The organism is Pseudomonas sp. GW821-FHT09E04 (genome assembly GCF_059416185.1).
Genome location: NZ_JBWKOR010000007.1, coordinates 221,262 through 247,020, shown reverse-complemented (window position 1 = coordinate 247,020; position 25,759 = coordinate 221,262). Strand labels below are relative to the sequence as shown.

Genomic DNA, 25,759 nt, shown 5'->3' with positions numbered 1-25,759 from the left:
AGCGCCTGCAGGAACCTGCTGTTACAATGCCGCCCAGCGAATCTTCAGACTTTTTAGATCAGGAGCACACCGGTGCCTGTCGTTTTTGTCGCCGCTTCCAAGCTGCCAACGCCTTTTGCGCAATTCACCATGCACGGTTTTCTCGATGAAGCCACCGGCCGCGAGCACGTCGTGCTGAGCCTGGGTGAGATTGCCGACGGTGCCCCGGTACTCGGCCGGTTGCACTCCGAATGCCTGACCGGCGATGCCTTGTTCAGTCAGCGTTGCGACTGCGGCTCGCAACTGGAGGCCGCCCTCAAGGCGATCGCCCGTGAAGGTCGTGGCGTGTTGCTGTACCTGCGTCAGGAAGGCCGTGGCATCGGCCTGCTGAACAAGATCCGTGCCTACGAATTGCAGGACGGCGGTGCCGACACCGTTGAAGCCAACGAGCGTCTGGGTTTTGCCGCCGACCAGCGTGACTACGCCATGTGCCTGCCGATGCTTGAGCATCTGGGCGTGAAATCCCTGCGCCTGATGACCAACAACCCGCGCAAGGTCAAAGCCCTGACCGACATGAATATCGTCGTCGCCGAGCGCGTGCCGCTGCACACAGGCCACAACCCGCACAACAAACTCTACCTGGCGACCAAAGCCAGCAAACTCGACCACATGATGGGCAACGAACATCAGGGCGAGGTAGACCGGGCGTGACTCGCGGTCAGGTGCGGCGCCGTCTGTCAGTCGCCTGGTGGAAATACCTGGCGCTGGCGCTGGTGCCGCTGTTTGTTCTCAATGCCGTGTTCGGCGAGAGCGAAGCGATCATGCCGGTGCTGGCGATGCCGTTTTTCATTGCCGGTGTGGCCTCGATGTTTGTCAGCCTGAAGTTTTTCGGCCGTTACAAACATGCGCTGATCGCCACGCAAAAAGCCCTCGATACCCCTGAAGAACCCGCTGCGTGGATAGCCCTTGCGGCTCGTCGTCGCACAGCGTTTCTGGTGGCGGGGTTGCCGGCGTGGATCGGTGCACTGGCGGTGTTCGTCGGCCTGGAGGCCGTGCCGCTGATGTTGCTGGCGCTGTCCACGGCGGTGCTGTTCTACCTCTACCGTATCCCGCGTCAACTCGGTTGATGCGTCGTCTCTGGCTGGCGGTTCTGCTACTGGCCGTCAGCAGCGAAACCCTGGCCGCTCTGCGAGTGGTCAGTCTCGCGCCATCCTTGTCTGAAATCGTCGTCGAGCTGGATTCGGCCGATCTGTTGGTGGGTGTGCTGGATGCCGGTGACCGGCCGTCTGCGATCAAGGATGTGCCTTCGGTGGGCCGTTATGGTCAGCTCGACATGGAACGGCTGCTCAGCCTCAAGCCTGACTTGTTGCTGTTGTGGCCCGGCAGTGTCGGCCCAGCACAGCGTGATCAGCTCAAACGCCTGAACATCCCGACCTTCGTTGCCGAACCCCACAGTTTCGAGCAGTTGATCACGCAGATCGAAGCCATCGCTGCGCAGCTTGGTCGCCCTGAGCGCGGGGTTGAGCGGGCGACTGGGTTGCGGCGCAAGCTCGACGAGCTGCGCCAACGCTATCGGCGGGAAACGCCGTTGCGGGTGTTCTACCAGGTCTGGGACAAGCCGCTGTACACCGTCGGTGGCGGGCAGATCATCAGCGATGCGCTTGAAGTGTGCGGTGCACGCAATGTGTTTGCCGACCTGACATTGCCGGCGCCGCAGGTGAGCATCGAAGCTGTTTTACAGCGTGACCCCGAAGTGATTTTGGCCGGCGACCAGTCACAACTGAACGCATGGAGCGCCTGGCCGCAGGTGGCAGCGGTCGAGCACAGGCAGTTGCTGCTGGTCACCGACAAAGGTCTGGAGCGTCCGAGCGGGCAGATGATCGAGGCGACCGCCAAACTCTGCCAACTGATTGCGCCAGACCGTTGACCGCTACAGCTGTGGCGTCCAGGTCACCCCGAACATGAACGCCCGACCTTCCTCGCGATAGCCATACTGACTGCCGTCATGGCTGTACAGCGCTCGGCTGTAACCCTTGTCCAGCAGGTTATCCACCTTGAAATCCAGCTTGATTTCACGGTTCAGCGCCCAGCTGCTGCGCAGTCCGAGCAGCGCATAACCACCCAATGGTTGTTGATTGTTCAGGTCGTCATAACTGCTGCTGACGGCCTGCCAACTGGCACCGAGACCGAGACGATCGAATTGTCGATCCAGATCCCAGCTCAGCGTCCGGCGTGCACGGCGCGCCAGGGTGTGACCGGTGTCGCGGTCGCGGGGGTCGATGATTGCGACGCCGAGGTTGCTCTGCCAGCCCAGCAGTTCCTGTTTCAGCGCTGCCTCAAAGCCGTTGATCCGCGCCGACGCGACGTTTTCCGGGCGTGAGTTGCTGCCGAAGATGATCGCGTCTTCCAGGTCTGTCCGATACAGCGAGGCTTCGAGGCGGCTGCTGTCACTCAACTGGCTGCGCCATTGCAGCTCGTAGCTTTTCGAGGTTTCCGGTTTCAGATCCGGGTTGCTGAAGTCCGGGTAATACAGGTCGTTGAAGGTCGGTGCACGGAAGCCTTCGCTGTAGCTGAGAAGCAGATCGTTGTCCGGGTTGACCGGCAATGTCAGCGTGCCGCTCCAGCTGTTCTGGCCGCCGAACTGCTGATTGTCGTCACGGCGCAGGCCGAGTTCGGTGGAGAAACTGTCGGCCTGGAAGCGATGCTGAATGAAGGCCGCACGGTTCCAGCGGCTGTCCTCGTCGAACGCGGTGCTGCTGTTGACTCGGTCTTCATACCAGTCGCCACCGAGGATCAGGCTGTTGCGCGCATCCAGGGTCAGGTCGTTCTGCCAGGTCACCGAGTCGCGGTAGGTGTTGAACACCGAGCGTTCGTCGCTGAGCTTGTCGAACGTCTTCTCGCGGTTTTCGCTGTGGCCGAGTTCCAGACGCGATTTCCAGCGCTCGTTGATCCGCGCGTCGATGTAGCTGCTGAAACTGCTGACGGTGAAATCGCTGTAGGGCTGCTGCTGGACGGAGTCGAAGGTGACTGGGTCGAAGCGTCCGAACGGGTTGTCGAACTCGCTTTTGCCACGGTTATCCAGCAGGTTGGCGCCGACTTCGACATCATCGGTCAGCGCATGGCTGAGGCTCAGACTGATGGATTTGTTGCGGTAGGCGTCGTGGTCGCTGTCGCTGGGATACGACTCGTGGGTGCGGTCGAGACCGGCGGTTTCATCGAGGCTGGCACCGAGGTTGAAGCGGGTTTTCTCGTCGCCGCCGGACAGGCCGACACTGCGCTCCCAGATCTGATGGCTGCCGAATCCGACATGCATCCGCGGCTGCAAGCCTTGTTCGCCGCCGCGCCGGGTGAAGATCTGAATCACCCCGCCAATTGCATCGCTGCCATAGATCACTGAACGCGAACCGCGCAGCACTTCGACGCGTTCGATTTGCTCGATGTTCAGGTGTTGCAGGTTGCTGTCGCCGGAGGTGGAGTTGCCGATGCGCTGGCCGTCGACCAGCACCAGGCTTTGCGCCGATTGGGTACCACGAATGTAGATCCCCGGCAGACTGCCGCGCCCGCCGGTTTGCGCCACTTGCACGCCCGGTACCCGTTGCAGCAGGTCGGTGACGCTGCTCGGTTGCAGGCGCTCGATGTCTTCGCGGGTGAACACGGTGTTGGCGGCGCTGCTGTCGTTACGGGCTTCCACCTGGCGGTTGGCGCTGATCAGCACGTCCGGCAGCTTCAGGGCCTGGTCGCGTTCGAAAGTGTCGGCGAGGGCGTTGGCGGTTGGCAGCAGGAGAAGGGGCAGGGCGAGACGCGAGAGGTTCATCGGTATTCCGTTGGTATTTCCGGTGTGCGCAAATCAATGTGGGAGCGAGCCTGCTCGCGATTGCGGTGTGTCAGTCGGCATTGAAGTGACTGACAGTACGCTATCGCGAGCAGGCTCGCTCCCACATGGGCATTGCGTTTTACTTGTTAAGCAGCTCCAGGCGCTCACGCACCGCCGCTTCGATCCCGGCCTCGTCCAGCCCGCACTCGGCCAGCATCTGCGCCGGTTTGGCGTGCTCGACGTAAACGTCCGGCAAGCCCAGATGCAGCACCGACTTGAGAATGTTCTCGCGGGCGAGGAATTCGCTGACCGCGCCACCGGCACCGCCCATGATCGCGTTCTCTTCGATGGTCACCAGCAGGTCGTGGCTGGCGGCGATTTCACGCACCAGCGCTTCGTCCATCGGTTTGACGAAACGCATGTCGACCACGGTCGCGTCCAGGGTTTCGGCGACGTTCAGCGCTTCGGCCAGTTGCACGCCGAACACCAGCAGGGCGACCTTGCTGCCCTGACGACGAACCACACCCTTGCCGATCTCGATCGGTTCGAGGTTCTTCTCGATGGTCGCGTTCGGGCCGGTGCCGCGCGGGTAACGCACCGCCGCCGGGCCGTTGTACAGGTGACCGGTGGTGAGCATCTTGCGCAGTTCGTTTTCATCGCTCGGGGTCATGATGACCATGCCCGGGATGCAACGCAGGAACGACAGATCAAAACTGCCGGCGTGGGTCGGGCCGTCTTCGCCCACCAGACCGGCGCGGTCGATGGCGAACAGCACGTCGAGGTTCTGCACCGCAACGTCGTGCACCAACTGGTCGTAGCCGCGTTGCAGGAACGTCGAGTAGATCGCCACCACCGGTTTGGCGCCTTCGCAGGCCATGCCGGCCGCGAGGGTCACGGCGTGCTGCTCGGCAATCGCCACGTCGAAGTAGCGCAGCGGGAAACGCTCGCTGAACGCCACCAGATCCGAACCTTCCTTCATCGCCGGGGTGATGCCCACCAGACGCGGGTCGGCAGCGGCCATGTCGCACAGCCATTCACCGAACACGCCGGAATACTTCGGCCCGCCGGCCTTCTTCGGCGCAGCGGCCGGGGCGCCCAGCGGTTCGAGCTTGGTGATGGCGTGGTAACCGATCGGGTCGACTTCCGCCGGGGCGAAGCCTTTGCCTTTCTTGGTGACGATGTGCAGGAACTGCGGGCCTTTCAGATCGCGCATGTTGCGCAAGGTGGCGATCAGGGTCGGCAGGTCGTGGCCATCGATCGGGCCGATGTAGTTCCAGCCCAGTTCTTCGAAGAGGGTGCCGGGGACCAGCATGCCTTTTGCGTATTCTTCGGTGCGACGGGCGATTTCCCAGGCGCCGGGCAGGCGCGACAGGACTTTCTTGCTGCCTTCACGCATGCTCGCGTAAGTGCGGCTGGAAAGGATCTTCGCCAGATAATTCGACAGACCGCCGACGTTGCGCGAGATCGACATATCGTTGTCGTTGAGGATCACCAGCATGTTGGCGTTCACTTCCGGCGCATGGTTCAGCGCCTCGAAGGCCATGCCGGCGGTCAATGCGCCGTCACCGATCACGGCAATCGCCTTGCGATCACTGTTCTGCAGACGGGCGGCGATGGCCATGCCCAGCGCGGCACTGATCGAGGTGCTGGAGTGGCCGACGCCAAAGGTGTCGTACTCGCTCTCGGAGCGACGCGGGAAGGCAGCGATGCCGTCCTTCTGGCGCAGGGTTTCCATGCGCTCGCGGCGACCGGTGAGGATCTTGTGCGGATAGGCCTGATGACCGACGTCCCACACCAGCCGGTCGTCCGGGGTGTCGAAGACGTAATGCAACGCGATGGTCAGCTCGATGACGCCCAGGCCGGCACCGAAATGCCCACCGGTCTGGCCGACCGTGTAGAGCAATTCCAGGCGCAACTCATCAGCCAGGGTTTCCAGCTCGGCTTCGCCTAACCGGCGCAGGCCGTCCGGCGTGTTCGCGCGGTCGAGCAGGGGCGTGGTCGGGCGCTTGCGGGGAATCTCATGGAACGTCGTGGGCATCAGGCGAATCGTTATAGGTATAAAAGATGCGGCAGTTTACCTGATGCATCGTCCCCTGCCCACGCGTTGGTCTTTTTTGGCTGATTAGCCTTTAGTTGCGCCGGTCGACGATATACCGGGCCAGATCGCGCAATGGCTCGGCAGCCGCGTCAAACGGTCGCAGCGCGTGCAATGCCTGATCGCGCAGTTCCAGGGCATAGGCCTTGGCTGCGTCCAGACCCAACAGGGCCGGGTAGGTCGGCTTGTCGCGGGCAATGTCGGCGCCCTGGCGTTTGCCGAGGGTTTCGGTATCGCTTTCGACGTCGAGGATGTCGTCCTGCACCTGGAACGCCAGGCCGATGGCCTGTGCATAACTTTGCAGGGCCTTGAGTTCATCCTTCTCGGCGCGGCCGCTGGCCAGGGCGCCGAGCTTGACGCTGACTTCGATCAGCGCGCCGGTCTTGTGCCGGTGCATCTGTTCAAGGGCTTTCTGATCGAGCTTCAGACCGACCGAACCGAGGTCGATGGCCTGACCGCCGACCATGCCGGCCGGGCCTGCCGCGTGCGCCAGCGCCGTGACCTGTTGCAGACGGATATCCGCGCTCAGGTCGCTCAGGCGCGGGTCGAGCAGGGCGCTGAACGCCAGGCTCTGCAAACCGTCGCCGGCAAGAATCGCGCAGGCTTCATCGAATTTCTTGTGGGTGGTCGGCTGGCCGCGACGCAGATCGTCGTCGTCCATCGCCGGCAAATCGTCGTGTACCAGCGAATAGGCGTGGATCAACTCCACTGCACTCGCCGCGCCGTTGGCCTGCTCGGCCTTGCCGCCGAGGGCTTCGCAAGCCGCGTAGGCCAGCAATGGACGCACGCGTTTGCCGCCGTTCATCACGCTGTAGCGCATCGCTTCGTACAGCCGCGCCAGCTCTGGCAGCGGTGCATTGAACAAGGTTTCCAGTGCCGCATTGACCCGCGCCTGGCTGGTCGCCGAATACGCCGCGATCATTCTGGCTGATCCGCGTCGAAGGGTTCCTCGGCCAGCTCGCCATCGCGCTCCAGCAACACCTGGACCTTCTGCTCGGCCTGGGCCAGCGCTGCCTGGCAGTCACGGGTCAGGCCGATGCCCTGCTCGAAAGCGGTCAGCGAGTCTTCCAGCGACAATTCACCGTTCTCCAGACGCTCGACCAGTGTTTGCAGGTCGGCGAGGGACTGTTCGAAATCCAGTGCAGCTTTTTTGCGGGCCATGGCGGCTAATTCCGGTTGACGTTAAACCGGCGCGACACTAGCAGATAGGGGGTTTATGGGCAAATGAGCGGGCCGACGGAGAATGGTGTCAGTCAGTCGATTCGACCGGATAACGGATCTGATAACGAGTGCTCCGCCCGCCGCCCGGAAGACGTTGCAGGCAGCCTTTTTCCAGCAGTTCCGCCAGATGTCGGGTCGCCGTGGCTTTGGAGACCTTGGCCACACTCTGGTATTGCGCCGCACTGATACCGTGTTCGAAACCGCGTTCACCACCGTCGAGCAAGCGGTTGAGCACTTTAATCTGCTCCACCGACAGCCCGGACTCGCGGTGTGCCTGCCAGAAGCGCGACTTGCCCAACACACTTTCAATCCGTGCGATGGCCTGCTGCAGGCTGCGCAGCAGGGTTTGCAGGAACCATGTGAGCCAGTCAGTGATGTCCAGCGTGGCTTTCTGACTGGATTCCAGAATTCGGTAGTAGCCCGCGCGGTCATCGAGAATGCTGGCGGACATCGCGTAAAAACGAATCGCCTGCGCTTCGCCCTGAGCCAGTGCCAGATCGGTGAGGGTGCGAGTCAGGCGTCCGTTGCCGTCATCGAACGGGTGCAAGGTGACGAACCAGAAATGTGCAATACCGGCTCGCAGTAAAGGATCAAGGCCTGCCTGATGCTGACTGGCGTCGAACCACTTGAGAAAACTGTCGAGTTGTCGCTCAAGGCCTTGTCGCGGTGGCGCCTCGAAGTGCACGGTCGGACGGTCGATTCGTCCGGAAACCACCTGCATCGGCTCATCGCCGCGTAATGCGCCGACATTGATTGCTCGCGAAAGGAAACCACTCTCCTGTTCTGGAAACAGCCATGAATGCCATTCCAGCAATCGTTCCAGCGTCAGCGGTTCGGCAAAACGTTGAGTGGCATCGAGCATCAGTTGCGCCAGCCCCTCGCTGCGCTTGCTGACGTTGTCGCCATCCGGTGATTCCAGCCCCAGACGTCGTGCCAATGAAGAACGCACGGATTCAACATTCAACTGCTCCCCCTCGATGGCCGAGGAGGTCACGATGTTCTGCAGCAACGCGTCCAGCTCAGTCTGAGCGCTCAGTGAATTGCCCACTGATCCCGCCATGCCCATCAATTGTCCCTGCGCCTGAACGCATTCGCGCAACAGCGCAGTGAGACGCTCTGCCTGCCAATTGAAGTCGGGCCAATCGGGTTGCTGCCAGATCCAGTGAGTTGCCATGAAATGCTGTTCCTGAGTGCGTGAGCCGAATAGAAATGCTATTCGGCTCATTTTGTGAGCCGAATATGACGCCTATTCGGCTCATCGTCCACCCGGGTGCGTGATTCCCACCGCATTTCAAGATGTATCCGATTGTTAAAAAACTGCCGAATCGCTAACCTTCGCGCCTTCTACGACCCGACAGTCACGGGTCTTTCAGACGAAACGCAGTTTTCACCGCTGTGAAGTACCGAGGATCGGGTGCAAGGTTTCGTTCAGGCATGGCAGGAGGCATCACATGCGTTCATTTCTTTTGCTGCTGGTCGGGTTGGCCTGCGCCCCCGCTCTATGGGCGGCGCCGAGCGCTGATCTGTCGGAACCGGTGGGCGGCTGGCGCTATAACGGTTTGCTCGACCGCAGTGAAAACCCGCAAGTCGCCTATCCCACGCCGCCGATCGATCGCGGCATCCAGCGTAATCGCACGATGATCCAGGGCCAGCTCAAGGCCATCGGCAACCAGCGCGGGCCGCACACCCTAGCGGTCAACGGCAATCCGCTGAATCTGTACACCGACGACGATGGGCGTTTCGCCCGGCCTTATGCATTTGGCGCAGGCTCCAACAGCGTCGAAGTGCGCAGCGCCGAAGGCCAGTCGCTCAAGCGCGTGCAGTTCTACGAAGCGAACAACCTGCGTACGCCGGCGCGAATTCGCGTGGTGCTCGGCTGGGACGATCCCAAGGCTGAACTCGATCTGCACATCATTACGCCTGACGGCCAGCATGCGTTTTTCGCCCACACGGCGTTGACCAACGGCGGCGGTCTGGACCCGGACGGTGTCGACGGCCCCGGCCCAGAAATGTTCACCATGACTGCGCCGCTGCATGGCACCTATCTGGTTTACGTCAACTATTGGGGCAACTTTGGCGACGGCGGCTATAACTTCGAGGAGACCAGCAACCAGAACGAGGTCATCACCTCGCAGATCACGCTGGTGCTCAACGAAAATGCCGTCGACGAAAAACGCGAAACGTTCATCGTGCCCCTGCGGGCCATCGGTGATCTGCTGCTGGTCAAGACTTTCAACTATTAAGCATCCCGCCACGGATGAACTCGGGTTCTGGAAAGATGAGCGATAACACTGCTACACCGGCCGCCGTAACGCCTGCCGGCAAACCTTCCCGGCGCTGGCCGTTGCTGGTGGTCGGGCTGTGCCTGGTGGCCGGCGTGGCGGGCGGGCTCGGCTGGCTGATGCACAAACCCAAGCTGCCTGCGGCGGCACTGGCCAGCGACAAGCTCGGCCTCAGCCGCCCGGACGCGCTGCTGGAAACCCGCTCCCTGAGCCAGTTGCCCAAGGACCTGCTGACGGTGCCGTTCCTCAAGGCCACGCTCACCGAGGATTTCGTCTTCTATTACGAAACCCACGCCGACCGCCTCGGGCTGATCGGCAGTCTGCGGCGGATCATCTACGAGCATGATCTGAAGCTGCAGGACAGCCTGATCGAACAGCTCTTCGATCAACCGGCAGACGTAGCGCTGTGGCGTGGCGCCGATGGTCGTCTGAAGGATTTCCTGTTGGTGATGGATCGCGGCGGTTTGGCCAAACTGCTGGAGCCGCTGGCGAAAGTCGCGCTGGATGATTCGCAACTGAGCGTGTTGAGCACCCTGAAAGTCGGCAGTGACGAGGTGCCGCTGTATCAACTGACCTACAACGCCAGCAAATCACTGTTGTTCGCTTCCCGTGGCGACAAACTGGTGGTGCTGTCCAACCCGACCAAATTCTACGACCCTGAAAGTGGCGCCTCCGAAGAGTCTGGCCATGTTTCGCCACAAGCGCTGGCGGCGCTGCTAAATGGCGAAAAATTGTTCCCCGAAGCGTTCGGGCTGCCGGCGAAAACACCTGAAACCAAACAGCGTCTGTCGGTCAATTCCAGCGTTCTGGCCATGGGTTACCAGCGCTTCATCCCGAACTTCGCCGGCCTGCGTTTCGACATGGACGACAAGGGCTGGCACAGCTTCCTCGCCATGGATGAACTGGAGAACCAGCCGGACTTCGATTTCAAACCGGTCTGGCAAGCCATGCCGCTGGGTGCCAGTGCCTGTGTGACCTTGCCGGTAGCTGCCGAGCCGCAGAAACCATTGCTGGTGAAGCTAGGCGCCGAAGAAGCAGTAGCGCAGACGCTTACCGAACACGTGGCCGGCGCGGCGGGCCTGTGTTGGTATGCCGATTCGCGGCTGTACACGCCGTTGCTGGTGGCCAGTCTGAAGGACGAGGACAGCGGCAAACTCGACGGTGATATCGGTACGCTGTTCGATTCGATGGTCGGCGCCTATGAAGGCAACGTCGATGAGCACGCGTTCCCGGTGGTGGAAAAACAGGAAGGCCAGAGCCACCTCTGGCAGCGTCAGGTCAGCTCCAACTTCGGTCCTTACGCGGCCAAGGATGCCGAGAACCCGGACGCGATCACCGGCAAGGCTTTCATGAAAGTCAGCCTGGCGCGCCACGGTTCGACGCTGCTGTTTTCCCTCGACGACAAACTGGTCGACAAGGCTCTCGGCACCCTCGACAAACGCTTCCCGCCGATGGCCGATGTGCTGCCCAAAGACGTGCTGATGCCAATCTACTTTGGTCCGGACTCGATGGCGCAACTGATGCAGCAGGAAACCCTCGACAGCCTGCCGCAGGACATGGAGCCGGTGTTCTACAACGCCGCGCAAACCTACCTGATCCCGAAACTGCGCACCCTCGGCGGTTACGGCAAATACGCCCTGACGTTGCCGGAAGGCAGTGAGCCCGACGGTCACTGGCAATGGCTGCCGCTGGAGTGGAAAGCGCTGTGACGGCACTGATCCGCAGCCTCGGCTTGCTCGCGCTGTTACTGAGCGCGGGTGCCCGAGCGGTCGAAGCGCCGGCGCTCGATCCTGCGCAGTCCCAGGTCTTTCGCGCCTGGTTCGTGCGCATCGCTCAGGAGCAGTTGAGCAAAGGCCCGAGCCCGCGCTGGTATCAGCAGGACTGCGCCGGGCTGGTGCGTTTCGCCGCCAACGAAGCGCTGAAAGTCCATGACGACAAATGGCTGCGCAGCAATGGCGTGTCCAACCGCTACCTGCCGCCGGAGCTGGCGTTGAGCGACGAGCAACGCAAGTTTGCCCAGCAATGGCAACAGGGCGGCGGCAAGGTCGGGCCCTACGTCAACGCGATCAAACTGATTCAGTTCAACAGCCATCTGATCGGCCGCGACGTGTCTCAGGCACGGCCCGGCGATCTGATGTTTTTCGATCAGGGCGACGACCAGCACCTGATGATCTGGATGGGCCGTTACATCGCCTATCACACCGGCACGACCACCCCCACTGACAACGGCATGCGTTCGGCAAGCCTGCAGCAACTCATGACATGGAAGGACACCCGATGGATACCCGACGCAGCCAACCCCAACTTCATCGGCGTCTATCGACTGAACTTTCTCTCCCAATGACCGGTGCCCGCATGCTGCGTTTACTGCCTTTTCTGTTGCTGTTAGCCCTGCCGTTTTCGGCCGTGAATGCCGAAGACTCCGTCGAGCCAAGCGGCTACACGCCGGTCTCCGGTGAAAGCTTCTTCCTGCTGGCCGACAGCAGTTTCGCCAGCGACGAACAGGCGGTTGTGCGCCTCGAAGCGCCGGGCCGTGACTACCGTCGTTTCCGCATGGAACCGTACGGCGGCGCCGACATTCGCGTGTACAAGATCGACAAGCCGCTGGACTTCCTCAAGCGCCAGAAGAACCTGCACCGCGTGGTCAGCGACGGCCAGTTCAAGGGCGAAGGCCTGTCGAACACCCTCGCGTACCTGTGGGACAACTGGTACCGCAAATCCCGTCGGGTGATGCAGCGTGCGTTCTCCTACGAATCGCGTCAGCAAGTCACCGAAGAGGTGCCGGAGCTGAAGATGGGCAGCGCCATCGCTGCGCCGACGCCTTACGACGCGCAACCGCAGTTCGCCTTGATTCCGGGTCTGCCGGTGGTCAGCCAGTTCCGTTATCCGCTGTGGCAGGCCAAGCCGATCCAGCCGCCGGAAGGCGTGAATCTGGCCGGTTCTTCCAGCGAGTTCGTCAGCGTCGCGCCGGGCAACGTCTACATCCCGCTGGGCAACCTGAAACCAGGCCTGTACCTGGTTGAAGCGCTGATCGGCAAGTACCGCGCGACCACCATGGTGTTCGTTTCCAACACCGTCGCGGTGAGCAAGATTGCTGGTGATGAGTTGCTGGTGTGGGCCGCGCGCAAACACGAAGGCAGTTCGGTGCCGAAGGTCAATGTGCTGTGGACCGACGGCCTCGGCGTGATGAGCAGCGGCGCCACCGACACCGATGGTTTGCTGCGCCTGAAACACGTCAGCCCGGAGCGTTCGTTCGTGATCGGCGAGGACGAAGAGGGCGGCGTGTTCGTCTCGGAAAACTTCTATTACGACAGCGAAATCTACGACACCAAACTCTACGCCTTCACCGACCGGCCGCTGTATCGCCCGGGCGATTGGGTGTCGCTGAAAATCGTCGGGCGCGAATTCAAGAACGCGCGGGACTCGGTATTGCCGGGTGCGGCGGACGTCAACGTCAGCGTACTCGATGCGACCGGCACCGAATTGCAGCGGCTCGATCTGAAACTCGATTCGAAGGCCGGCACCCAGGGCCGTTTCCAGTTGCCGGACAACGCGGTGGCCGGTGGTTACGAGCTGCGTTTCAACTACAAGGATCAGGCCTACAGCAGCGCGTTCCGTGTGGCGGAGTACATCAAGCCGCACTTCGAAATCTCGCTGAATCTGGCCAAGCAGGATTACCGCACCGGCGAACCGGTGAAGGGCAGCCTGGTGCTGCTGTACCCGGACGGCAAGCCGGTGGCCAACGCCAAACTGACCCTGAGCCTGCGCGCCCAGCAACTGTCGATGGTCGACAACGAGCTGCAATACCTCGGGCAATTCCCGGTGGAGCTGACCAGCACCGAACTGACCACCGACAGCAAAGGCAACGCGAACCTCGACCTGCCAGCCGCTGACAAACCGAGCCGCTACATGCTCACCGTGTTCGCCAGCGATGGTGCGGCGTATCGGGTCAAGACCACCAAGGAAATCCTCATCGACCGGGGCGCCGCCAGCTTCCGCCTGACTGCGCCGCAGCGTTTCAGCGCGGTGGGTGACAAGGTCGCGTTCAGCTACGCCAACGAAGGTGGCAGCGAACAGGCTCAGGCCGTTGTGCCGAGCAGCTACAGCTGGGTGCGTCTGGAAGACCAGACCACCGGCGAAGGCAAACTGGCGGCGAAAGACAAAGGTTTCAGCGTGGCGTTCGATCGCCCGGGCACCTACAACCTGTCGCTGAAAGATCAGCACGGTCGAGTGCTTGGTGCGACCGGCCATTCGGTCACCGGCGACGGCGTCAAGGCGGTGCCGGGCACCGTGGAAATCGTCCTCGACAAAACTGAGTACAAGGCCGGCGACGAAGCGCTGGCGCTGATCACTTTCCCGGAGCCGGTGAGTGATGCCCTGTTGTCGCTGGAGCGCGACAAGGTCGAAGCCACCGCGCTGCTGGCCAAGGGCGGCGACTGGCTGAAACTGGAAAAACTCAGCGAAACCCAATACCGCGCACGCATCCCGGTGAAGGACAACTTTGCGCCGAACCTGACGTTCTCCGTGCTCTACACCAAGGGCGGTCAGTACAGCTTCCAGAACGCCGGGATCAAGGTCGTCGCGCCGCAGATCGACGTGGCAATCAAGACTGACAAAGAGACCTATCAGCCGGGCGATACCGTGACGGTCGACCTGACCACGCAGTTCGCCGGCAAGGCAGTGCCGGCGCACCTGACGGTCAGCGTCGTGGATGAAATGGTCTACGCGTTGCAACCGGAAGTCGCGCCGACCATCGACCAGTTCTTCTACCACCCGCGCCGCAACAACGTGCGCACCAGCGCCAGCCTGTCGTTCATCAGCTACGACGTGGCGCTGCCGGGCAGCCCGGGCGCACCGGGCAAGGCCAACCGCAGCGAACGCGGGGTAAAAGTGCTGGAGCGGCCGCGCCGCGAAGACGTCGATACCGCCGCGTGGCAGCCAGAGTTGCTGACCGACGCCGACGGCAAGACCCGCTTCACCTTCAAGATGCCGGACTCGCTGACCCGCTGGCGCATTACCGCGCGGGCGATTGCCGATGACGGTCAGGTCGGGCAGAAGAAGCAGTTCGTGCGCTCGGAAAAACCGCTGTACCTGAAGTGGAGCGGGCCGAACAAATTCCGCAAGGGCGATCAGCCGCAACTCGGCGTGTTCGCCTTCAGCCAGGCCGAAAAACCGGTCAAGGCTGAACTGGTGACGCACTACGCCGGCGCCGAACAGCGCCTGCCGGTGACGCTCAACAACGGCATCAACTACCTGCCGCTGCCGGCCTTCGCATTGGCCACCGGCGAATGGACCGCCGAACTGGTGCAGGACGGCAAGACCGCCGACGCCCTCGCTGTGCGCCTGACCGCGACCGGAGAAGGCTGGCAAGTGACGCAGACTCAGAGCCTCGACGTGGCCAGCGGCGACACGCCGTTGACTCTGCCGGCGGACGCCACCGACATTCGCCTGCGTCTGGATGACAGTCCGCAAGCGCTGTTCCGTTCCGCCCTCGACGATCTGCTGAGCTATCCGTACGGCGGCGTCGAGCAGACCGCCAGCCGCTTGCTGCCGCTGAGCATCGCTTATCCGTCGCTGGCGTCGAGCCCGCAGATCCGCGACCGCTTGCGTCTGATCATGCAGAACAGCCGTCTGCGCCTGGTGCAAATGGCCGGGCCGTCGGCGAGCTTCACCTGGTGGGGCTTCGACGGTGAACCGGATGCGTTCCTCACCGCTTACGCCTACTACGCCGACTGGAACGCCAGCCAAGTGCTGGATCTGACCCTGCCGCCGGAGCACTGGCAGCGGGTGCTGGAGGTTTACGCCAAGCAGGCGCCGAACACGCCGTTGCTGCAACGGGCGCTGATCCTGTCGTTCGCCAAGCAGATGCATCTGCCGGTCAACACGCTGCTCAGCGGTTTGATGGACGATCTGGCGAAGGCCGGTGAGGGCAATGCCGCGAACCTGATGGACGACGGTGAGGACAGTCTGGTGATGAGCGATCCGGATTCGGCGCTCGGTCTGGCGGCGGCGCGGGTCCTGACCGCATCGCTGGCCACCCAGTCGAAAGTTGCTCTGCCGGAAGCATTCAATCGTCAGTTGGGCGCTGCGCAACAGCGCTTGTCGGTCAGTTCGCAGCCGTTTGTCGAAGCGCTGAACCTTTCGCTGCAACCGTTCGATCAGGCTCGTGCGAACGCGCTGCTGCAACGCCTGTTGCCGCAGCAATCGACCCTCGAACGCGCGCTGGCGCTGACCTGGCTGCAACGCAGCATCGCTCAGGCCTCGCCGACCATCGCGCTGGCTCCGGGCGAAGGCTGGAAGAAAAACTACGGCGCGACCGGCGAGATGTACTGGATGTGGCAGGGGACTGCGCCGGTGCCGACCGTGTTGACAGTGTCGGGCACCCAGGAGCGTCCGTTGCGTGCCGCGCTGAGTTTCCAGACCCAACAACCGGCGGTTGATCCGATGGCGGTGACCATCACTCGTCGTCTGTCGCGTCTGGTGCCGGGTGACGAAGCCTTCACTTTCAAACTGGAGCCGGTCGGCACCAAGCCGCTGTCCAGCGACAGCCTGTACCTGGACGAGGTGATCCTCACCAGCAAGGCACCGAAACCGCTGCGCTACGGCATGCTCGAAGTGCCGCTGCCGCCGGGCGCGGATGTCGAGCGCACGACCTGGGGCATCAAGTTGCAGGGCAAGGACGGCACCGAGCCGACCGCGCTGGAGAAAGCACGGTTCGAACCGGGCCAACTGGCCTACGCGGTGCCGGTGGATGCGCTGAGCGGTGAATTGCGTCTGCGGCATCTGGTGCGCTTCTCGCAGAAGGGCCAGTTCAACCTGCCGCCGGTGCGCTTCACTCAGGTCTACGCGCCGCAGCATCAGGCCCAGGAAGCGAAAGCCGCCCTCGGTCAGGTCACGGTCAACTGACATGACCCGGCCGCTGCTGTGGCTGCTGATGTGTGTGATTCCTGCGCTGGCGACGGCGCAGGATGAGCCGTTGCGCGTGGCCTACAAGGGCGAGTTGTTGTCGCTGAACACCACGCAACTGACCGCTCGCGAGCCGCTGCCTTCGTCTCTGGATACGCCGCTGGGCAGTCTGTGGAAGGTGTTCGTTTACGCGTGGCTGGTGGATACCGGCGCGCAAGAGCCGGCGTATGAATGCCGCGGGCAGTCGAAGGAAGAAGTCTATTGCTGCACCGCGGGCGGCAAGATCGAACGTGATCAGGCGCTGGTGAAATCCTGCGGGCTGTATTTCGAGCCGGCGCGGCTGGGCATAACCGCTGGCGATTGGAAAACCTATTGGCAGGCGCGACAGGCGCCGTCGTGGTTGCTGGACCTGCCATCGGTGCAACCGGCTACTCGGGTTTCCGTCGCTGACTTGCTGAAAGTTTTGGCTTTGCTGCCGGCTCAGGATCAGATGCGTCGTGTGCTGCTCGACGTGGTGCTGAACGCGGCGGACGGCAATGTCGTCGGTGAACTGGGCGGCCGCTTGCGGGTGAAAACCTGGAGCTGGCTCGGCGATCAGGACCCTCAATCACGCCAGGGCGGATTCGCTGGCTGGACGGCGGATGGTTCGCCGATCTGGGCGGGTGGCCGGGGTACCAGTCAGATGGTTCTGCGGCATTACGGTTCGGCGTTGGCGACGGTGTTGCCCGCATCGTGGCCGGCGGAGGCGGGGCGTTGTGTTGAGGTGGGATTGTTCTCGCGTTATCCGGTTTCGCGGGTTCTGGTCGGTGATCGAGTGGTGAGTTCCGGCCCGTTGCAGGGCGATTACCGCGTGGAATTCGCCAATGGCAATGCGCTGGATATCCACAGCGACGGCGAATTGTTTCTGCTCAACGACAAACTGGTCGCCCGGCTGGATCGCGAAGAGTACGTCGCCCGTGTGCTGGAGCGTGAAGCCAAACCCGAACCCGCCGAAGCCGCCAAAGCATTGGCCGTGGCAATCCGCACGTATCTGCTGCAAAACGCCACGCGCAACGGCGAATGCCTGAGCATCGATGACAGCAGCACCCGCCAACGGGTCGCACCGCGTCCAGCCTCCGCCGAGTCGCGCAGCATTGCGGCGTGGACGGCGGATCTGGTGTTGGCCGGCAGCACCGTCACCTATCACTCCGATCAACCTGGCCCCGACAAACTTGCCTGGCAGCAAGCCGTCGAACAAGCCAATGCCGGCCAGCGCTACGACGCGATTCTGCTGCACGCCTATCCCCGGGCCAGCCTTAGCCGTTGGGACAACCCGGTGGCGTCCTGCGAAGCGTTGCCCGCTGCGCAAGACTGGCTGCAAAAACAACGGCGCGGCTGGCGTCCGAGGCTGGAAAGCGAAACTGGCTACAACGAAGTCAGCACTTTCGCCGTCTGCAAACTCGCCTTCGGACGACCCTTCGTCGACCGCGAACGTCAGCGCATCTACGTGCGCGGCGTGCTGTCTTTGCAGGATCGCCTCGACCTGACTCACGAATACCTGCACCTGGCCTTTGAAGCACACCCCAACGGCCAGGATGAAACCTATATCGAAGGGCTCGCCCGTCACCTTTTGCTGGAATAGACCATGACACTCCGTTATCCACAGGTCTTGCTGTTGCTCTGCGCGCTCAATGCATTGCCGATGGCGATGGCCGCCGACAGCGTCAAACTCGACACCCCGATCGGCGGCTGGCGCAGCGGCGCGCCCGAGGGCGACGGCGAAAACTTCCGCCAGACCGTCAACTACCCGGCCTCCTCGGTGAACACCCCGGTCGGCCAGGCCAACACCGCACGCATCAGCGGCGAAATCAAAGCCACACCGAAAAACAAAGAGCCCGGCCGGCTGATCGTCAATGGCGTCAGCATGCCGCTGAAAATCGACGACAGCGGCCGCTTCGACCGCCCATTCTCATTCCCCAACGGCAGCAACAGCGTCGAAGTCCGCAGCCCCGACGGCCAGCAACGCCACCGCACGCAATTCCTCAACGTCAGCGGCGGCGCCACCCCGGCCAAACTGCGCGTGCTGCTGTCCTGGGACAGCGACGGCACCGACCTCGACTTGCATCTGGTCACACCGGACGGCGCGCACATCTGGTACGGCAACCGCGTCGCCCCCAACGGCGCTGCATTGGACGTTGACGTGACCACCGGTTACGGCCCGGAAATCTTCGCCATGCCGGCGCCGATCAAGGGGCAGTATCTGGTGTATGTGAACTACTTCGGCGGTGGCTATCGCGGGGATGACGAGGGCGGGGAAGAGGCGGTGCAGCCGCTGACCACGGCGCAGGTGACGGTGATTACCGAGGAAGGGACACCGAGCGAGAAGATGGAGACGTTTTTGGTACCGATGCGGGCGGTGGGGGAGTTGACGTTGGTGAAGTCGTTTAGTTATCCGTGAGTCAATCGGGAAAAACGCCGCACAGTGCATTGCCTTCATATCCGTGAACGATTGGTCCCAGCACCATGAATGGGCCACAAGCGTATAGCGGAGATGGCACTTTTTGCTGGGTGTTGAGCAGAACGGCTTCGTTTCCGAACTCGTCTTTGCCGAAGGACTGTTCGAAGTACGACGTGCACACCGGCAGCTTCAACGGCACCGGAACTACCAGCGCCCAGACAGTAATTCCGCACCATTCTCGGGCGGGTGTCGATTTTACTGTTCTGGTGATCTGTGGGGGAATCGAGCGGTAGCTTTGTGCTCTGTAGGCGTCGGTTTTTAGTGTGGTTTTTTCAGGGAGGGAAACGCCTACTCCCACGCAAGCTGTCAGGCAGAGGCATATGGTCGAAACCAGTCCGACGGATTTCAGGCGTGAATTCAGGGCAGATGGGAGCAATCTTGAACGTCCTTGTAGTGGATTAAGCATCGAAGTTGCCAAGAGCCTTTTCGCTGAACAATTGTGCAAGTACCTGCTGCACAATTTGGTGTTGATCAGCAATTGGCTGAACGCCTCTCGAAAATCACTTTTCCAACAGGCATTAAAAAGCCGGCTTGTGGCCGGCTTCTCGGGGACTGGCTTGGTTTATTTTTGGTAAACCGCGCCAGCCTTCAAAACGTACACCCGGATCTTGCGTCCGGCTGTGGGACTTGGTCAGACAGTGGTCTGCCGCGTCAGGCGTCATCTGGGCCGCAGGGCGGTCGATGCGCGAATGTGGGGCGCAGGATACTGAGTTTTGCCGGGGATTCCCAGCCTGAAGTGCGGTTTAGAGCGACCGCAGCAGAACAAATTCGGGATTTGTACTGATTTTCCGGGCCTCATCGCCAGCCGGCGAGTTCCCACAACAGCAGTAACCTCAGAGAAACGGCACCACCGGCCGCCGTTTGCCCAGCGTCGACCACCAGAACACCCACCCCAATACATGAATCCTCTGCTCCTCGATCTGCGCTGCCCGGAAGATCTCGTCCGGGTATTCGGCGCTGTTGTGGCTGCGCAGGCGCAGGGCATTGCCGGGCATGCGGTGCAGGTATTTGATGCGCAGCATGCCGTCGTGTTCGATGGCGTAGATTTCGCCGTCCACCACCTGGGTGAGGCCGCGGTCGATGGCGAGGGTGGAGCCGTCTTCGATCTTCTCGGCCATGCTGTTGCCGATCATGTGCGTGCAGATGGCGTCGGTGTGGCGGATTTCCAGGGTTTCGAGGTGGCTGCGGGGCAGGCGGATGGTTTGCTCCGGGTCCTTGATGACATGGGTCTTGTCGGAGCCAGGGGCAGTCGGGGCTTCCTTGTAGAGCGGCAGTTCGATGTCGGTGGATTCGAGCACCGTATAGACGCCCTGAATCGCCTGGGCATCCAGTGTGTCGCCGGCGGTGTACAGGTGCGGCGCTTCTTTCGGGCCTTCACCGGTTTTCAGCCATTGGCTGTTGACGGACAGCAGGCGCGCGACTTCTTCCATGCGGTACGCGGGTACGCCCCGGGTGTACCAGTTATGAACGTTTTGGGCTTCCGTGCCCCAGAACTTTGCGAATCCCGTGGTGGTGATATTCGCAGCTTCCAGGAGCGCCTTGAATCTTGGACCGCTAGTGTTCTTTCTCATAAACATGAGTCTACGGCCGGCCTAGAGCGGTTTGAATAAACCTGGCGTTCAAAATCGCGGCAAATTTTGCGACGGGATGTAAGACGTACTTGTGGGAAATTACACACACTAAAACTTTTCTGTAGGCAGCCATAAACAAGCTGTTTAAGCCCCTGCCAGTCAGGCACAAAAAACCCCGGATCAACCGGGGTTTTCTTCAAGCGTGTCGCAGGTCGCGAGGCTTAGCCTTTGTAGGCAGCAACCGACTTGGTGATCGCTTCGCGGGCGGCGTCTGCACCGGCCCAGCCTTCGATTTTCACCCATTTGCCTTTTTCGAGATCTTTGTAGTTCGCGAAGAAGTGCTCGATCTGCTGGATCAGCAGGGCTGGCAGGTCGGTGTATTCCTTCACGTCCACGTACAGCTGGGACAGCTTGTCGTGTGGGACTGCGATGACTTTGGCATCGCCGCCGCCGTCGTCGGTCATGTTCAGGATGCCGACTGGACGAGCGCGGATCACCGAACCTGGAGCAACCGGGTAAGGGGTTACGACCAGCACGTCCAGGGGATCACCGTCGTCAGCCAGGGTGTTCGGGATGTAACCGTAGTTGGCCGGGTAGAACATCGGGGTGGCCATGAAACGGTCAACGAACAGGCAATCGCTGTCTTTGTCGATTTCGTATTTGATCGGCGCGTGGTTGGCCGGGATCTCGATCGCGACGTAGATGTCGTTCGGCAGGTCTTTGCCAGCCGGAATCTTGCTGTAGCTCATTGGGCGTTGCCCCCGTTAGTAGACCAAAACACTTGGCCGGATTGACCAAAAAGTGGCGGCGATTATAGGCATATTCCACCCGCGATGCCATGCACCGAAGGTCGTCCAGGCCTTACTCGTGTGCCTGATAGACCGGGTCCGTGGCCTGAAGTTGCTTCAGTCGTGCCAGCGGATCCTGTCGGTAGAAAAGCTGCAACTGCGCATACACCTGTGGATAAGCCTCGTGCAGCAGATCCGGGGCGCTGAAAAAGTACTCGCTGGTGACGGCGAAGAACTCGGCCGGGTTCTCGGCGGCATACGGGTCGATGGCGGTTTCGGCGTCGGGATGGCGGTCGAGCTGGCGGTTGAGATCGTCGTAGGCCGCTTGCATCACCTGGGCCCAGTCGCTGACCCGCATGTCGGCATGCAGCGGCGGCAGGCCGTTGGCGTCGCCATTGAGCATGTCGAGTTTGTGCGCCAGTTCGTGGATCACCAGGTTGTAGCCTTCCCAGCCACCACTGGCCATCACCCCGGGCCAGGCGAGGATGATCGGCCCTTGCTGCCAGGCTTCACCGCTGTGTTCGCCGTCCCATTCGTGCTCCACACCACTGGCATCGCGATGGCGCTGGGGGCTGAGGAAGTCGTCGGGATAGAGAACGATTTCGTGAAAACCCTGATACCAGTTCAGATCGTCGAGGTGTAAAAGCGGCAATTGCGCCTGGACGGCGAGCAGCAGACGTTGTTCCTGATGCAGCTCGACGCCGGGCAGGGCGGTCAGGTGTTTGTCTTCAAGGAACAGGACGCTGGTTTCGCGCAGCCACTGATCCTCCTCGGCGCTGATGCCGTCGAGAAAGGTCAGGTGGTGGCGCACCCGCTGCCACATATCATCGGCAATCGGGTGCTTTGCCAGGATGCGCCGGCGTCGCCAGGCGCTCAGCGACCACATCGACTTAGTTCGATTGGGCTTTGGCGCCGCCGAAACGACTGCGAACCACGCCAATGATCATCGGTACCAGCGACAGCAGGATGATGCCGACGACCAGCAGCGACAGGTTTTTCTTGATGAACGGTACGTTGCCGAAGAAGTAGCCCAATGTCACCAGACCACCGACCCACAGGACGGTGCCGAACACGCTGAAACCGAAGAAGCGCGCGTAAGGCATTTTTGCGACACCGGCGACGAACGGCGCAAAGGTGCGGATGATCGGCAGGAAGCGCGCCAGGGTCACGGTCTTGCCGCCGTGCTTGTCGTAGAAATCGTGGGTCTGTTGCAGATAGTCACGGCGGAAGATCTTCGAGTTCGGATTGCTGAACAGTTTTTCGCCGGCCGTTCGTCCGATCACGTAGTTGGTGCTGTCACCGAGGATCGCCGCCAGCATCAGCAGGCCGCCCAGCAGCACCGGGTCCATGCCGCCACCTGCGGCAACGGCGCCGGCGATGAACAGCAGCGAATCACCCGGCAGGAATGGCATGACCACCAGGCCGGTCTCGCAAAAGATCACCAGAAACAGGATGGCGTAGATCCAGGTCCCATAGTTGTTCACCAGCATGTCGAGATAGACGTCGAGATGCAGGATGAGGTCGATCGGGTTGAAATCCATGTGGGCACCTGTGGTGACGGCCCGACTCGGCAGGCCTGTGCGGATGATTCGGTGTAAGCCTACAAGCGGGTGTAGTTTTTCTTACAAGCCGGAAAGCTCAGGATTATACGAGCTGATAGGTGAAAAGCGCGTTGGTTTTGTAGCGGGGCGTTTCGAGGGGGGAACGAGGCGCCAGCCTTGGTGGCGAGGAGGTTTGCTCCTTCGCCACGATGGCCGGCTTGCGCATTGTTAGAAAAAATCAGAGTTCGTCGCTGATCGGCAGCACGTAGTTCTTGAACTCGGTGTCTTCCTTGAATCCGATGGATTCGTAGGTTTTCTGCGCCACTTCGTTGTTGCTGCTGGTGGATACGCGCATACGCACGGCCTGGGTTTCCTTGGCCATTCTCTTCGCGGTGCGGATCAGGTTGTCGGCGACCAGCTGGCGGCGGGCGTCTTCGGCGACGTAGATGTCGTTGAGGATCCATACACGCTTGAGCGACAGCGAGGAAAAGCTCGGGTAGAGCTGACAGAAACCCATGAGCTTTTTGTCGTCGTCATCGGCCAGGGCCAGGTAAATCACCGATTCCTTGCGCCGCAGGCGTTTTTCAAGGAATGCCCGGGACGAGTCCGGATAGGGCAGGGAACCGTAGAACTCGCGATATTTGACGAACAGCGGGGCCAGCAGGTCCAGGTGTTCGAGGGTCGCTTGAATAATCCGCATGATAGGTCTCGTCTTCAAGTGGCTGTCTTCAACTGCTCTGACGGCGATGGGAAACCCGTGCGGCCGTGCATCGATCCTGCCTGAAACCGGCGCAGAAACGCAATGCGGAAACGGTTCAGGCTGGGGGCGGATCGAGTAGGAAATTACTCTTCATATCTGCACCTGCTTCCGATTCCAGCGTCTGAACCTGCGCTTCGTCCTTCAGATTGACGCCCGACAGTTGTCGCCGACAGGCTTCACGCATCAGATACAGCAAGCGATGGGCCGCCATGCCGTAGCTGAGGCCCTCCAGCCGCACATTGGAGATGCAATTGCGGTAGGCATCCGTGAGGCCGACCTTTGGATTGTAGGTGAAATATAAACCGAGGCTGTCCGGCGAGCTGAGGCCGGGGCGCTCTCCGATCAGCATCACGACCATTTTTGCGCCCAGCAATTGGCCGATTTCATCGCCAACCGCCACTCGGCCTTGCTCTACCAGCACTACCGGCGCGGTCGACCATTCGTCGGCGGTCATCTGTTCTTCCAGACGGTTGAGAAAGGGCAGGGTGTGCCGATGCACCGCCAGTGCCGAGAGGCCGTCGGCCACGACGATCACCAGGTCCACGCCGCCCGGATGCGCCAGGGCGTATTCACGCAGGGCTTGCGCCGATTGATCGCTCAATTTGCGCCCCAGGTCCGGGCGTTGCAGGTAGCTGTTGCGATCCGCAGCCGCGCTGTGCAGCAGCAGGCTGTCACGCTGACGCTCCGTCAGTTGGGCACTGAGCCCTGCATGGTCGAAGGGTAAATGCACCGCATCACGGGCCTGAGCGTGGGCGAACTGGAAATCCAGCTGCGCGCGGGTCGGCAGGCTGGTGCCGGTGCGGCCGAGAGCGATCCGCGCCGGGGTCAGGCGGCGCAGCTTAAGCCAGGGGTTTTGTGGATCGACGGGCGGTTTTTCCATCTGACTCATCCCAGTTGCGCCAACGCCTGGCGGAAGGCCGGCGGCAGGTTGTTGCCGAAGCGGACCTTGCCGTCCGCCTGGGTGAAGATGCCCATGTTCGCCAGCCACTGCTCGAACTCCGGCGCCGGTTTCAGGCCCAGGGTCTGACGCGCGTAGAGGGCGTCGTGGAACGAAGTGGTCTGGTAGTTGAGCATGATGTCGTCGGAGCCGGGGATGCCCATGATGAAATTGATCCCCGCCACGCCCAGCAGGGTCAGCAGGGTGTCCATGTCGTCCTGGTCGGCTTCGGCGTGGTTGGTGTAGCAGATGTCGCAGCCCATCGGCACGCCGAGCAGCTTGCCGCAGAAGTGGTCTTCGAGGCCGGCGCGGATGATCTGCTTGCCGTTGTAGAGGTATTCCGGGCCGATGAATCCTACGACGGTGTTCACCAGAAACGGTTTGAAATGTCGCGCCACAGCGTAGGCCCGGGTCTCGCAGGTCTGTTGATCGACGCCGTGGTGGGCATTGGCCGACAGCGCGCTGCCCTGACCAGTCTCGAAATACATTAGGTTTTGCCCCAGCGTGCCGCGATTGAGGCTCAGCCCGGCGTCATAGCCTTCCTGCAAGATATTCAGGTTGATGCCGAAACTGGCGTTGGCCGCCTCGGTGCCGGCAATCGACTGGAACACCAGATCCAGCGGCACCCCACGGTTGATCGCCTCTATAGAGGTGGTGACGTGGGTCAGTACGCAGGCCTGGGTCGGAATGTCGTAGCGCTGGATGATCGCGTCGAGCATTTCCAGCATTGCGCAGATCGAGGCGATGCTGTCGGTGGCCGGGTTGATGCCGATCATCGCATCGCCATTGCCGTACAGCAGGCCGTCGAGAATGCTCGCGGCGATGCCGGACGGTTCGTCGGTCGGGTGATTGGGTTGCAGCCTTGTGGATAACCGTCCACGCAGGCCGAGGGTGCCGCGAAATTTCGTGACGACGCGGATCTTCTGCGCCACCAGCACCAGATCCTGCACGCGCATGATCTTCGACACTGCCGCGACCATTTCCGGCGTCAGGCCGGGGGCGAGGGCCCGCAGGCTGGACTCGTCGGCCGCTTCGCTCAGAAGCCAGTCGCGAAAGCCGCCAACGGTGAGATGGCTGACGACCGCAAAGGCCTGCTGGTCATGGCTGTCGATGATCAGTCGGGTGACTTCATCGGATTCGTAGGGAATCAGCGCTTCCTGCAGGAAATGTGTCAGCGGGATGTCGGCCAGCGTCATTTGCGCGGCCACCCGCTCGCCATCGTTGAGCGCGGCGACGCCGGCCAGAAAATCCCCGGAGCGCGCCGGGCTGGCCTTGGCCATCACGTCTTTCAGGCTGTCGAAGCGATAGGTCTGGGCGCCGACGGTATGGGCAAATGCGGCCATGGGGCGCGTTCCTCCTGAATGAATG

22 protein-coding genes are annotated in these 25,759 nt (G+C 61.7%); 9 read left to right on the top strand and 13 right to left on the bottom strand.

The features are described from left to right. The first annotated feature begins 72 nt into the window (after positions 1–72). The 3 genes from ribA to AC07N4_RS25095 are packed head-to-tail and all read left to right on the top strand — an operon-like array spanning position 73 to position 1,906. A complete protein-coding gene (gene ribA / locus AC07N4_RS25105) occupies positions 73–690 on the top strand; it encodes a GTP cyclohydrolase II (protein ID WP_065259552.1) in 618 nt (205 codons plus the stop codon). Then, complete coding sequence (locus AC07N4_RS25100; RefSeq protein ID WP_096820755.1) at positions 687–1,106, top strand: MFS transporter; 420 nt, start codon at positions 687–689, stop codon at positions 1,104–1,106. The genes ribA and AC07N4_RS25100 overlap by 4 nt, the downstream gene beginning before the upstream one ends. Beyond that, positions 1,106–1,906, top strand: a complete 801-nt coding sequence (locus AC07N4_RS25095) for a cobalamin-binding protein (protein WP_493066437.1) — start codon at positions 1,106–1,108, stop codon at positions 1,904–1,906. Before AC07N4_RS25100 ends, AC07N4_RS25095 begins: the two co-directional genes overlap by 1 nt. 3 nt (positions 1,907–1,909) lie before the next feature. On the opposite strand, the gene AC07N4_RS25090 is transcribed toward AC07N4_RS25095, so the two are convergent. The 5 genes from AC07N4_RS25090 to AC07N4_RS25070 form a co-directional block, all read right to left on the bottom strand. Beyond that, positions 1,910–3,793, bottom strand: coding sequence for a TonB-dependent receptor domain-containing protein (locus AC07N4_RS25090; RefSeq protein ID WP_493066438.1), 1,884 nt, complete (start codon positions 3,791–3,793; stop codon positions 1,910–1,912). A gap of 139 nt (positions 3,794–3,932) precedes the next feature. After that, the gene (gene dxs, locus AC07N4_RS25085; protein ID WP_273540951.1) at positions 3,933–5,831 is read right to left on the bottom strand and encodes a 1-deoxy-D-xylulose-5-phosphate synthase; all 1,899 of its coding nucleotides are present in this window, start codon (positions 5,829–5,831) and stop codon (positions 3,933–3,935) included. A gap of 91 nt (positions 5,832–5,922) precedes the next feature. Further along, on the bottom strand, positions 5,923–6,810 hold the full coding sequence (gene ispA / locus AC07N4_RS25080) for a (2E,6E)-farnesyl diphosphate synthase (RefSeq protein WP_096820759.1): 888 nt from the start codon (positions 6,808–6,810) through the stop codon (positions 5,923–5,925). Further along, entirely contained in the window at positions 6,807–7,049 is a 243-nt protein-coding gene (locus AC07N4_RS25075) for an exodeoxyribonuclease VII small subunit (RefSeq protein ID WP_007894317.1), read from the bottom strand. The genes ispA and AC07N4_RS25075 overlap by 4 nt, the downstream gene beginning before the upstream one ends. A gap of 88 nt (positions 7,050–7,137) precedes the next feature. Beyond that, positions 7,138–8,283: a Fic family protein gene (locus tag AC07N4_RS25070; protein ID WP_493066439.1), complete on the bottom strand. Its 1,146-nt coding sequence runs from the start codon at positions 8,281–8,283 to the stop codon at positions 7,138–7,140. A 277-nt stretch (positions 8,284–8,560) separates the two neighbouring features. On the opposite strand from AC07N4_RS25070, the gene AC07N4_RS25065 reads away from it, so the two are divergent. Genes AC07N4_RS25065 through AC07N4_RS25040 form a run of 6 tightly spaced genes read left to right on the top strand, consistent with a single transcriptional unit; the run spans position 8,561 to position 18,734 of the window. Next, positions 8,561–9,352: a YfaP family protein gene (locus AC07N4_RS25065; protein WP_493066440.1), complete on the top strand. Its 792-nt coding sequence runs from the start codon at positions 8,561–8,563 to the stop codon at positions 9,350–9,352. 35 nt (positions 9,353–9,387) lie between these two features. Next, a complete protein-coding gene (locus AC07N4_RS25060; protein WP_096820762.1) occupies positions 9,388–11,100 on the top strand; it encodes a DUF2138 domain-containing protein in 1,713 nt (570 codons plus the stop codon). After that, positions 11,070–11,735, top strand: a complete 666-nt coding sequence (locus AC07N4_RS25055) for a DUF1175 domain-containing protein (protein ID WP_170931650.1) — start codon at positions 11,070–11,072, stop codon at positions 11,733–11,735. The genes AC07N4_RS25060 and AC07N4_RS25055 overlap by 31 nt, the downstream gene beginning before the upstream one ends. Next, positions 11,732–16,297, top strand: coding sequence for an alpha-2-macroglobulin family protein (locus AC07N4_RS25050; protein ID WP_493066441.1), 4,566 nt, complete (start codon positions 11,732–11,734; stop codon positions 16,295–16,297). The genes AC07N4_RS25055 and AC07N4_RS25050 overlap by 4 nt, the downstream gene beginning before the upstream one ends. A 1-nt stretch (position 16,298) precedes the next feature. Further along, positions 16,299–17,918 carry a DUF2300 domain-containing protein gene (locus AC07N4_RS25045; protein WP_493066442.1) on the top strand — a complete coding sequence of 540 codons (1,620 nt, stop codon included), beginning with the start codon at positions 16,299–16,301 and terminating at the stop codon, positions 17,916–17,918. Between the two features lie 3 nt (positions 17,919–17,921). Further along, positions 17,922–18,734, top strand: coding sequence for a YfaP family protein (locus tag AC07N4_RS25040; RefSeq protein WP_102620863.1), 813 nt, complete (start codon positions 17,922–17,924; stop codon positions 18,732–18,734). A 1-nt stretch (position 18,735) separates the two neighbouring features. Here the strand turns inward: AC07N4_RS25040 and AC07N4_RS25035 are convergent, their stop codons facing one another. The 8 genes from AC07N4_RS25035 to AC07N4_RS25000 form a co-directional block, all read right to left on the bottom strand. Next, on the bottom strand, positions 18,736–19,212 hold the full coding sequence (locus AC07N4_RS25035) for a hypothetical protein (RefSeq protein ID WP_256580622.1): 477 nt from the start codon (positions 19,210–19,212) through the stop codon (positions 18,736–18,738). Positions 19,213–19,627: 415 nt separating this feature from the next. After that, complete coding sequence (locus AC07N4_RS25030; RefSeq protein WP_085732972.1) at positions 19,628–20,365, bottom strand: S24 family peptidase; 738 nt, start codon at positions 20,363–20,365, stop codon at positions 19,628–19,630. 221 nt (positions 20,366–20,586) lie between these two features. Beyond that, positions 20,587–21,114: an inorganic diphosphatase gene (ppa, locus tag AC07N4_RS25025; protein WP_007990564.1), complete on the bottom strand. Its 528-nt coding sequence runs from the start codon at positions 21,112–21,114 to the stop codon at positions 20,587–20,589. A 112-nt stretch (positions 21,115–21,226) separates the two neighbouring features. Beyond that, complete coding sequence (locus AC07N4_RS25020) at positions 21,227–22,039, bottom strand: M90 family metallopeptidase (protein WP_493066443.1); 813 nt, start codon at positions 22,037–22,039, stop codon at positions 21,227–21,229. A 4-nt stretch (positions 22,040–22,043) separates the two neighbouring features. Then, positions 22,044–22,694, bottom strand: coding sequence for a DedA family protein (locus AC07N4_RS25015; RefSeq protein ID WP_096820769.1), 651 nt, complete (start codon positions 22,692–22,694; stop codon positions 22,044–22,046). A 238-nt stretch (positions 22,695–22,932) separates the two neighbouring features. Beyond that, positions 22,933–23,394, bottom strand: a complete 462-nt coding sequence (locus tag AC07N4_RS25010) for a GNAT family N-acetyltransferase (RefSeq protein ID WP_096820770.1) — start codon at positions 23,392–23,394, stop codon at positions 22,933–22,935. A gap of 115 nt (positions 23,395–23,509) precedes the next feature. Next, positions 23,510–24,343, bottom strand: a complete 834-nt coding sequence (gene eutC, locus AC07N4_RS25005) for an ethanolamine ammonia-lyase subunit EutC (RefSeq protein ID WP_493066444.1) — start codon at positions 24,341–24,343, stop codon at positions 23,510–23,512. Further along, complete coding sequence (locus AC07N4_RS25000) at positions 24,340–25,734, bottom strand: ethanolamine ammonia-lyase subunit EutB (RefSeq protein WP_493066445.1); 1,395 nt, start codon at positions 25,732–25,734, stop codon at positions 24,340–24,342. The genes eutC and AC07N4_RS25000 overlap by 4 nt, the downstream gene beginning before the upstream one ends. Positions 25,735–25,759 lie beyond the last annotated feature (25 nt).

Excerpts from the sequence above, each read along its gene's own strand:
- ispA (WP_096820759.1), bottom strand. The coding sequence starts at position 6,810 with ATGATCGCGGCGTATTCGGCGACCAGCCAGGCGCGGGTCAATGCGGCA.
- AC07N4_RS25095 (WP_493066437.1), top strand. The coding sequence starts at position 1,106 with ATGCGTCGTCTCTGGCTGGCGGTTCTGCTACTGGCCGTCAGCAGCGAA.
- dxs (WP_273540951.1), bottom strand. The coding sequence starts at position 5,831 with ATGCCCACGACGTTCCATGAGATTCCCCGCAAGCGCCCGACCACGCCC.
- AC07N4_RS25090 (WP_493066438.1), bottom strand. The coding sequence starts at position 3,793 with ATGAACCTCTCGCGTCTCGCCCTGCCCCTTCTCCTGCTGCCAACCGCC.
- AC07N4_RS25060 (WP_096820762.1), top strand. The coding sequence starts at position 9,388 with ATGAGCGATAACACTGCTACACCGGCCGCCGTAACGCCTGCCGGCAAA.
- AC07N4_RS25030 (WP_085732972.1), bottom strand. The coding sequence starts at position 20,365 with ATGAGAAAGAACACTAGCGGTCCAAGATTCAAGGCGCTCCTGGAAGCT.
- AC07N4_RS25075 (WP_007894317.1), bottom strand. The coding sequence starts at position 7,049 with ATGGCCCGCAAAAAAGCTGCACTGGATTTCGAACAGTCCCTCGCCGAC.
- AC07N4_RS25020 (WP_493066443.1), bottom strand. The coding sequence starts at position 22,039 with ATGTGGTCGCTGAGCGCCTGGCGACGCCGGCGCATCCTGGCAAAGCAC.
- AC07N4_RS25000 (WP_493066445.1), bottom strand. The coding sequence starts at position 25,734 with ATGGCCGCATTTGCCCATACCGTCGGCGCCCAGACCTATCGCTTCGAC.
- AC07N4_RS25050 (WP_493066441.1), top strand. The coding sequence starts at position 11,732 with ATGACCGGTGCCCGCATGCTGCGTTTACTGCCTTTTCTGTTGCTGTTA.
- AC07N4_RS25045 (WP_493066442.1), top strand. The coding sequence starts at position 16,299 with ATGACCCGGCCGCTGCTGTGGCTGCTGATGTGTGTGATTCCTGCGCTG.
- AC07N4_RS25010 (WP_096820770.1), bottom strand. The coding sequence starts at position 23,394 with ATGCGGATTATTCAAGCGACCCTCGAACACCTGGACCTGCTGGCCCCG.
- AC07N4_RS25040 (WP_102620863.1), top strand. The coding sequence starts at position 17,922 with ATGACACTCCGTTATCCACAGGTCTTGCTGTTGCTCTGCGCGCTCAAT.
- ppa (WP_007990564.1), bottom strand. The coding sequence starts at position 21,114 with ATGAGCTACAGCAAGATTCCGGCTGGCAAAGACCTGCCGAACGACATC.
- AC07N4_RS25055 (WP_170931650.1), top strand. The coding sequence starts at position 11,070 with ATGGCTGCCGCTGGAGTGGAAAGCGCTGTGACGGCACTGATCCGCAGC.
- AC07N4_RS25015 (WP_096820769.1), bottom strand. The coding sequence starts at position 22,694 with ATGGATTTCAACCCGATCGACCTCATCCTGCATCTCGACGTCTATCTC.
- AC07N4_RS25070 (WP_493066439.1), bottom strand. The coding sequence starts at position 8,283 with ATGGCAACTCACTGGATCTGGCAGCAACCCGATTGGCCCGACTTCAAT.
- eutC (WP_493066444.1), bottom strand. The coding sequence starts at position 24,343 with ATGAGTCAGATGGAAAAACCGCCCGTCGATCCACAAAACCCCTGGCTT.
- AC07N4_RS25065 (WP_493066440.1), top strand. The coding sequence starts at position 8,561 with ATGCGTTCATTTCTTTTGCTGCTGGTCGGGTTGGCCTGCGCCCCCGCT.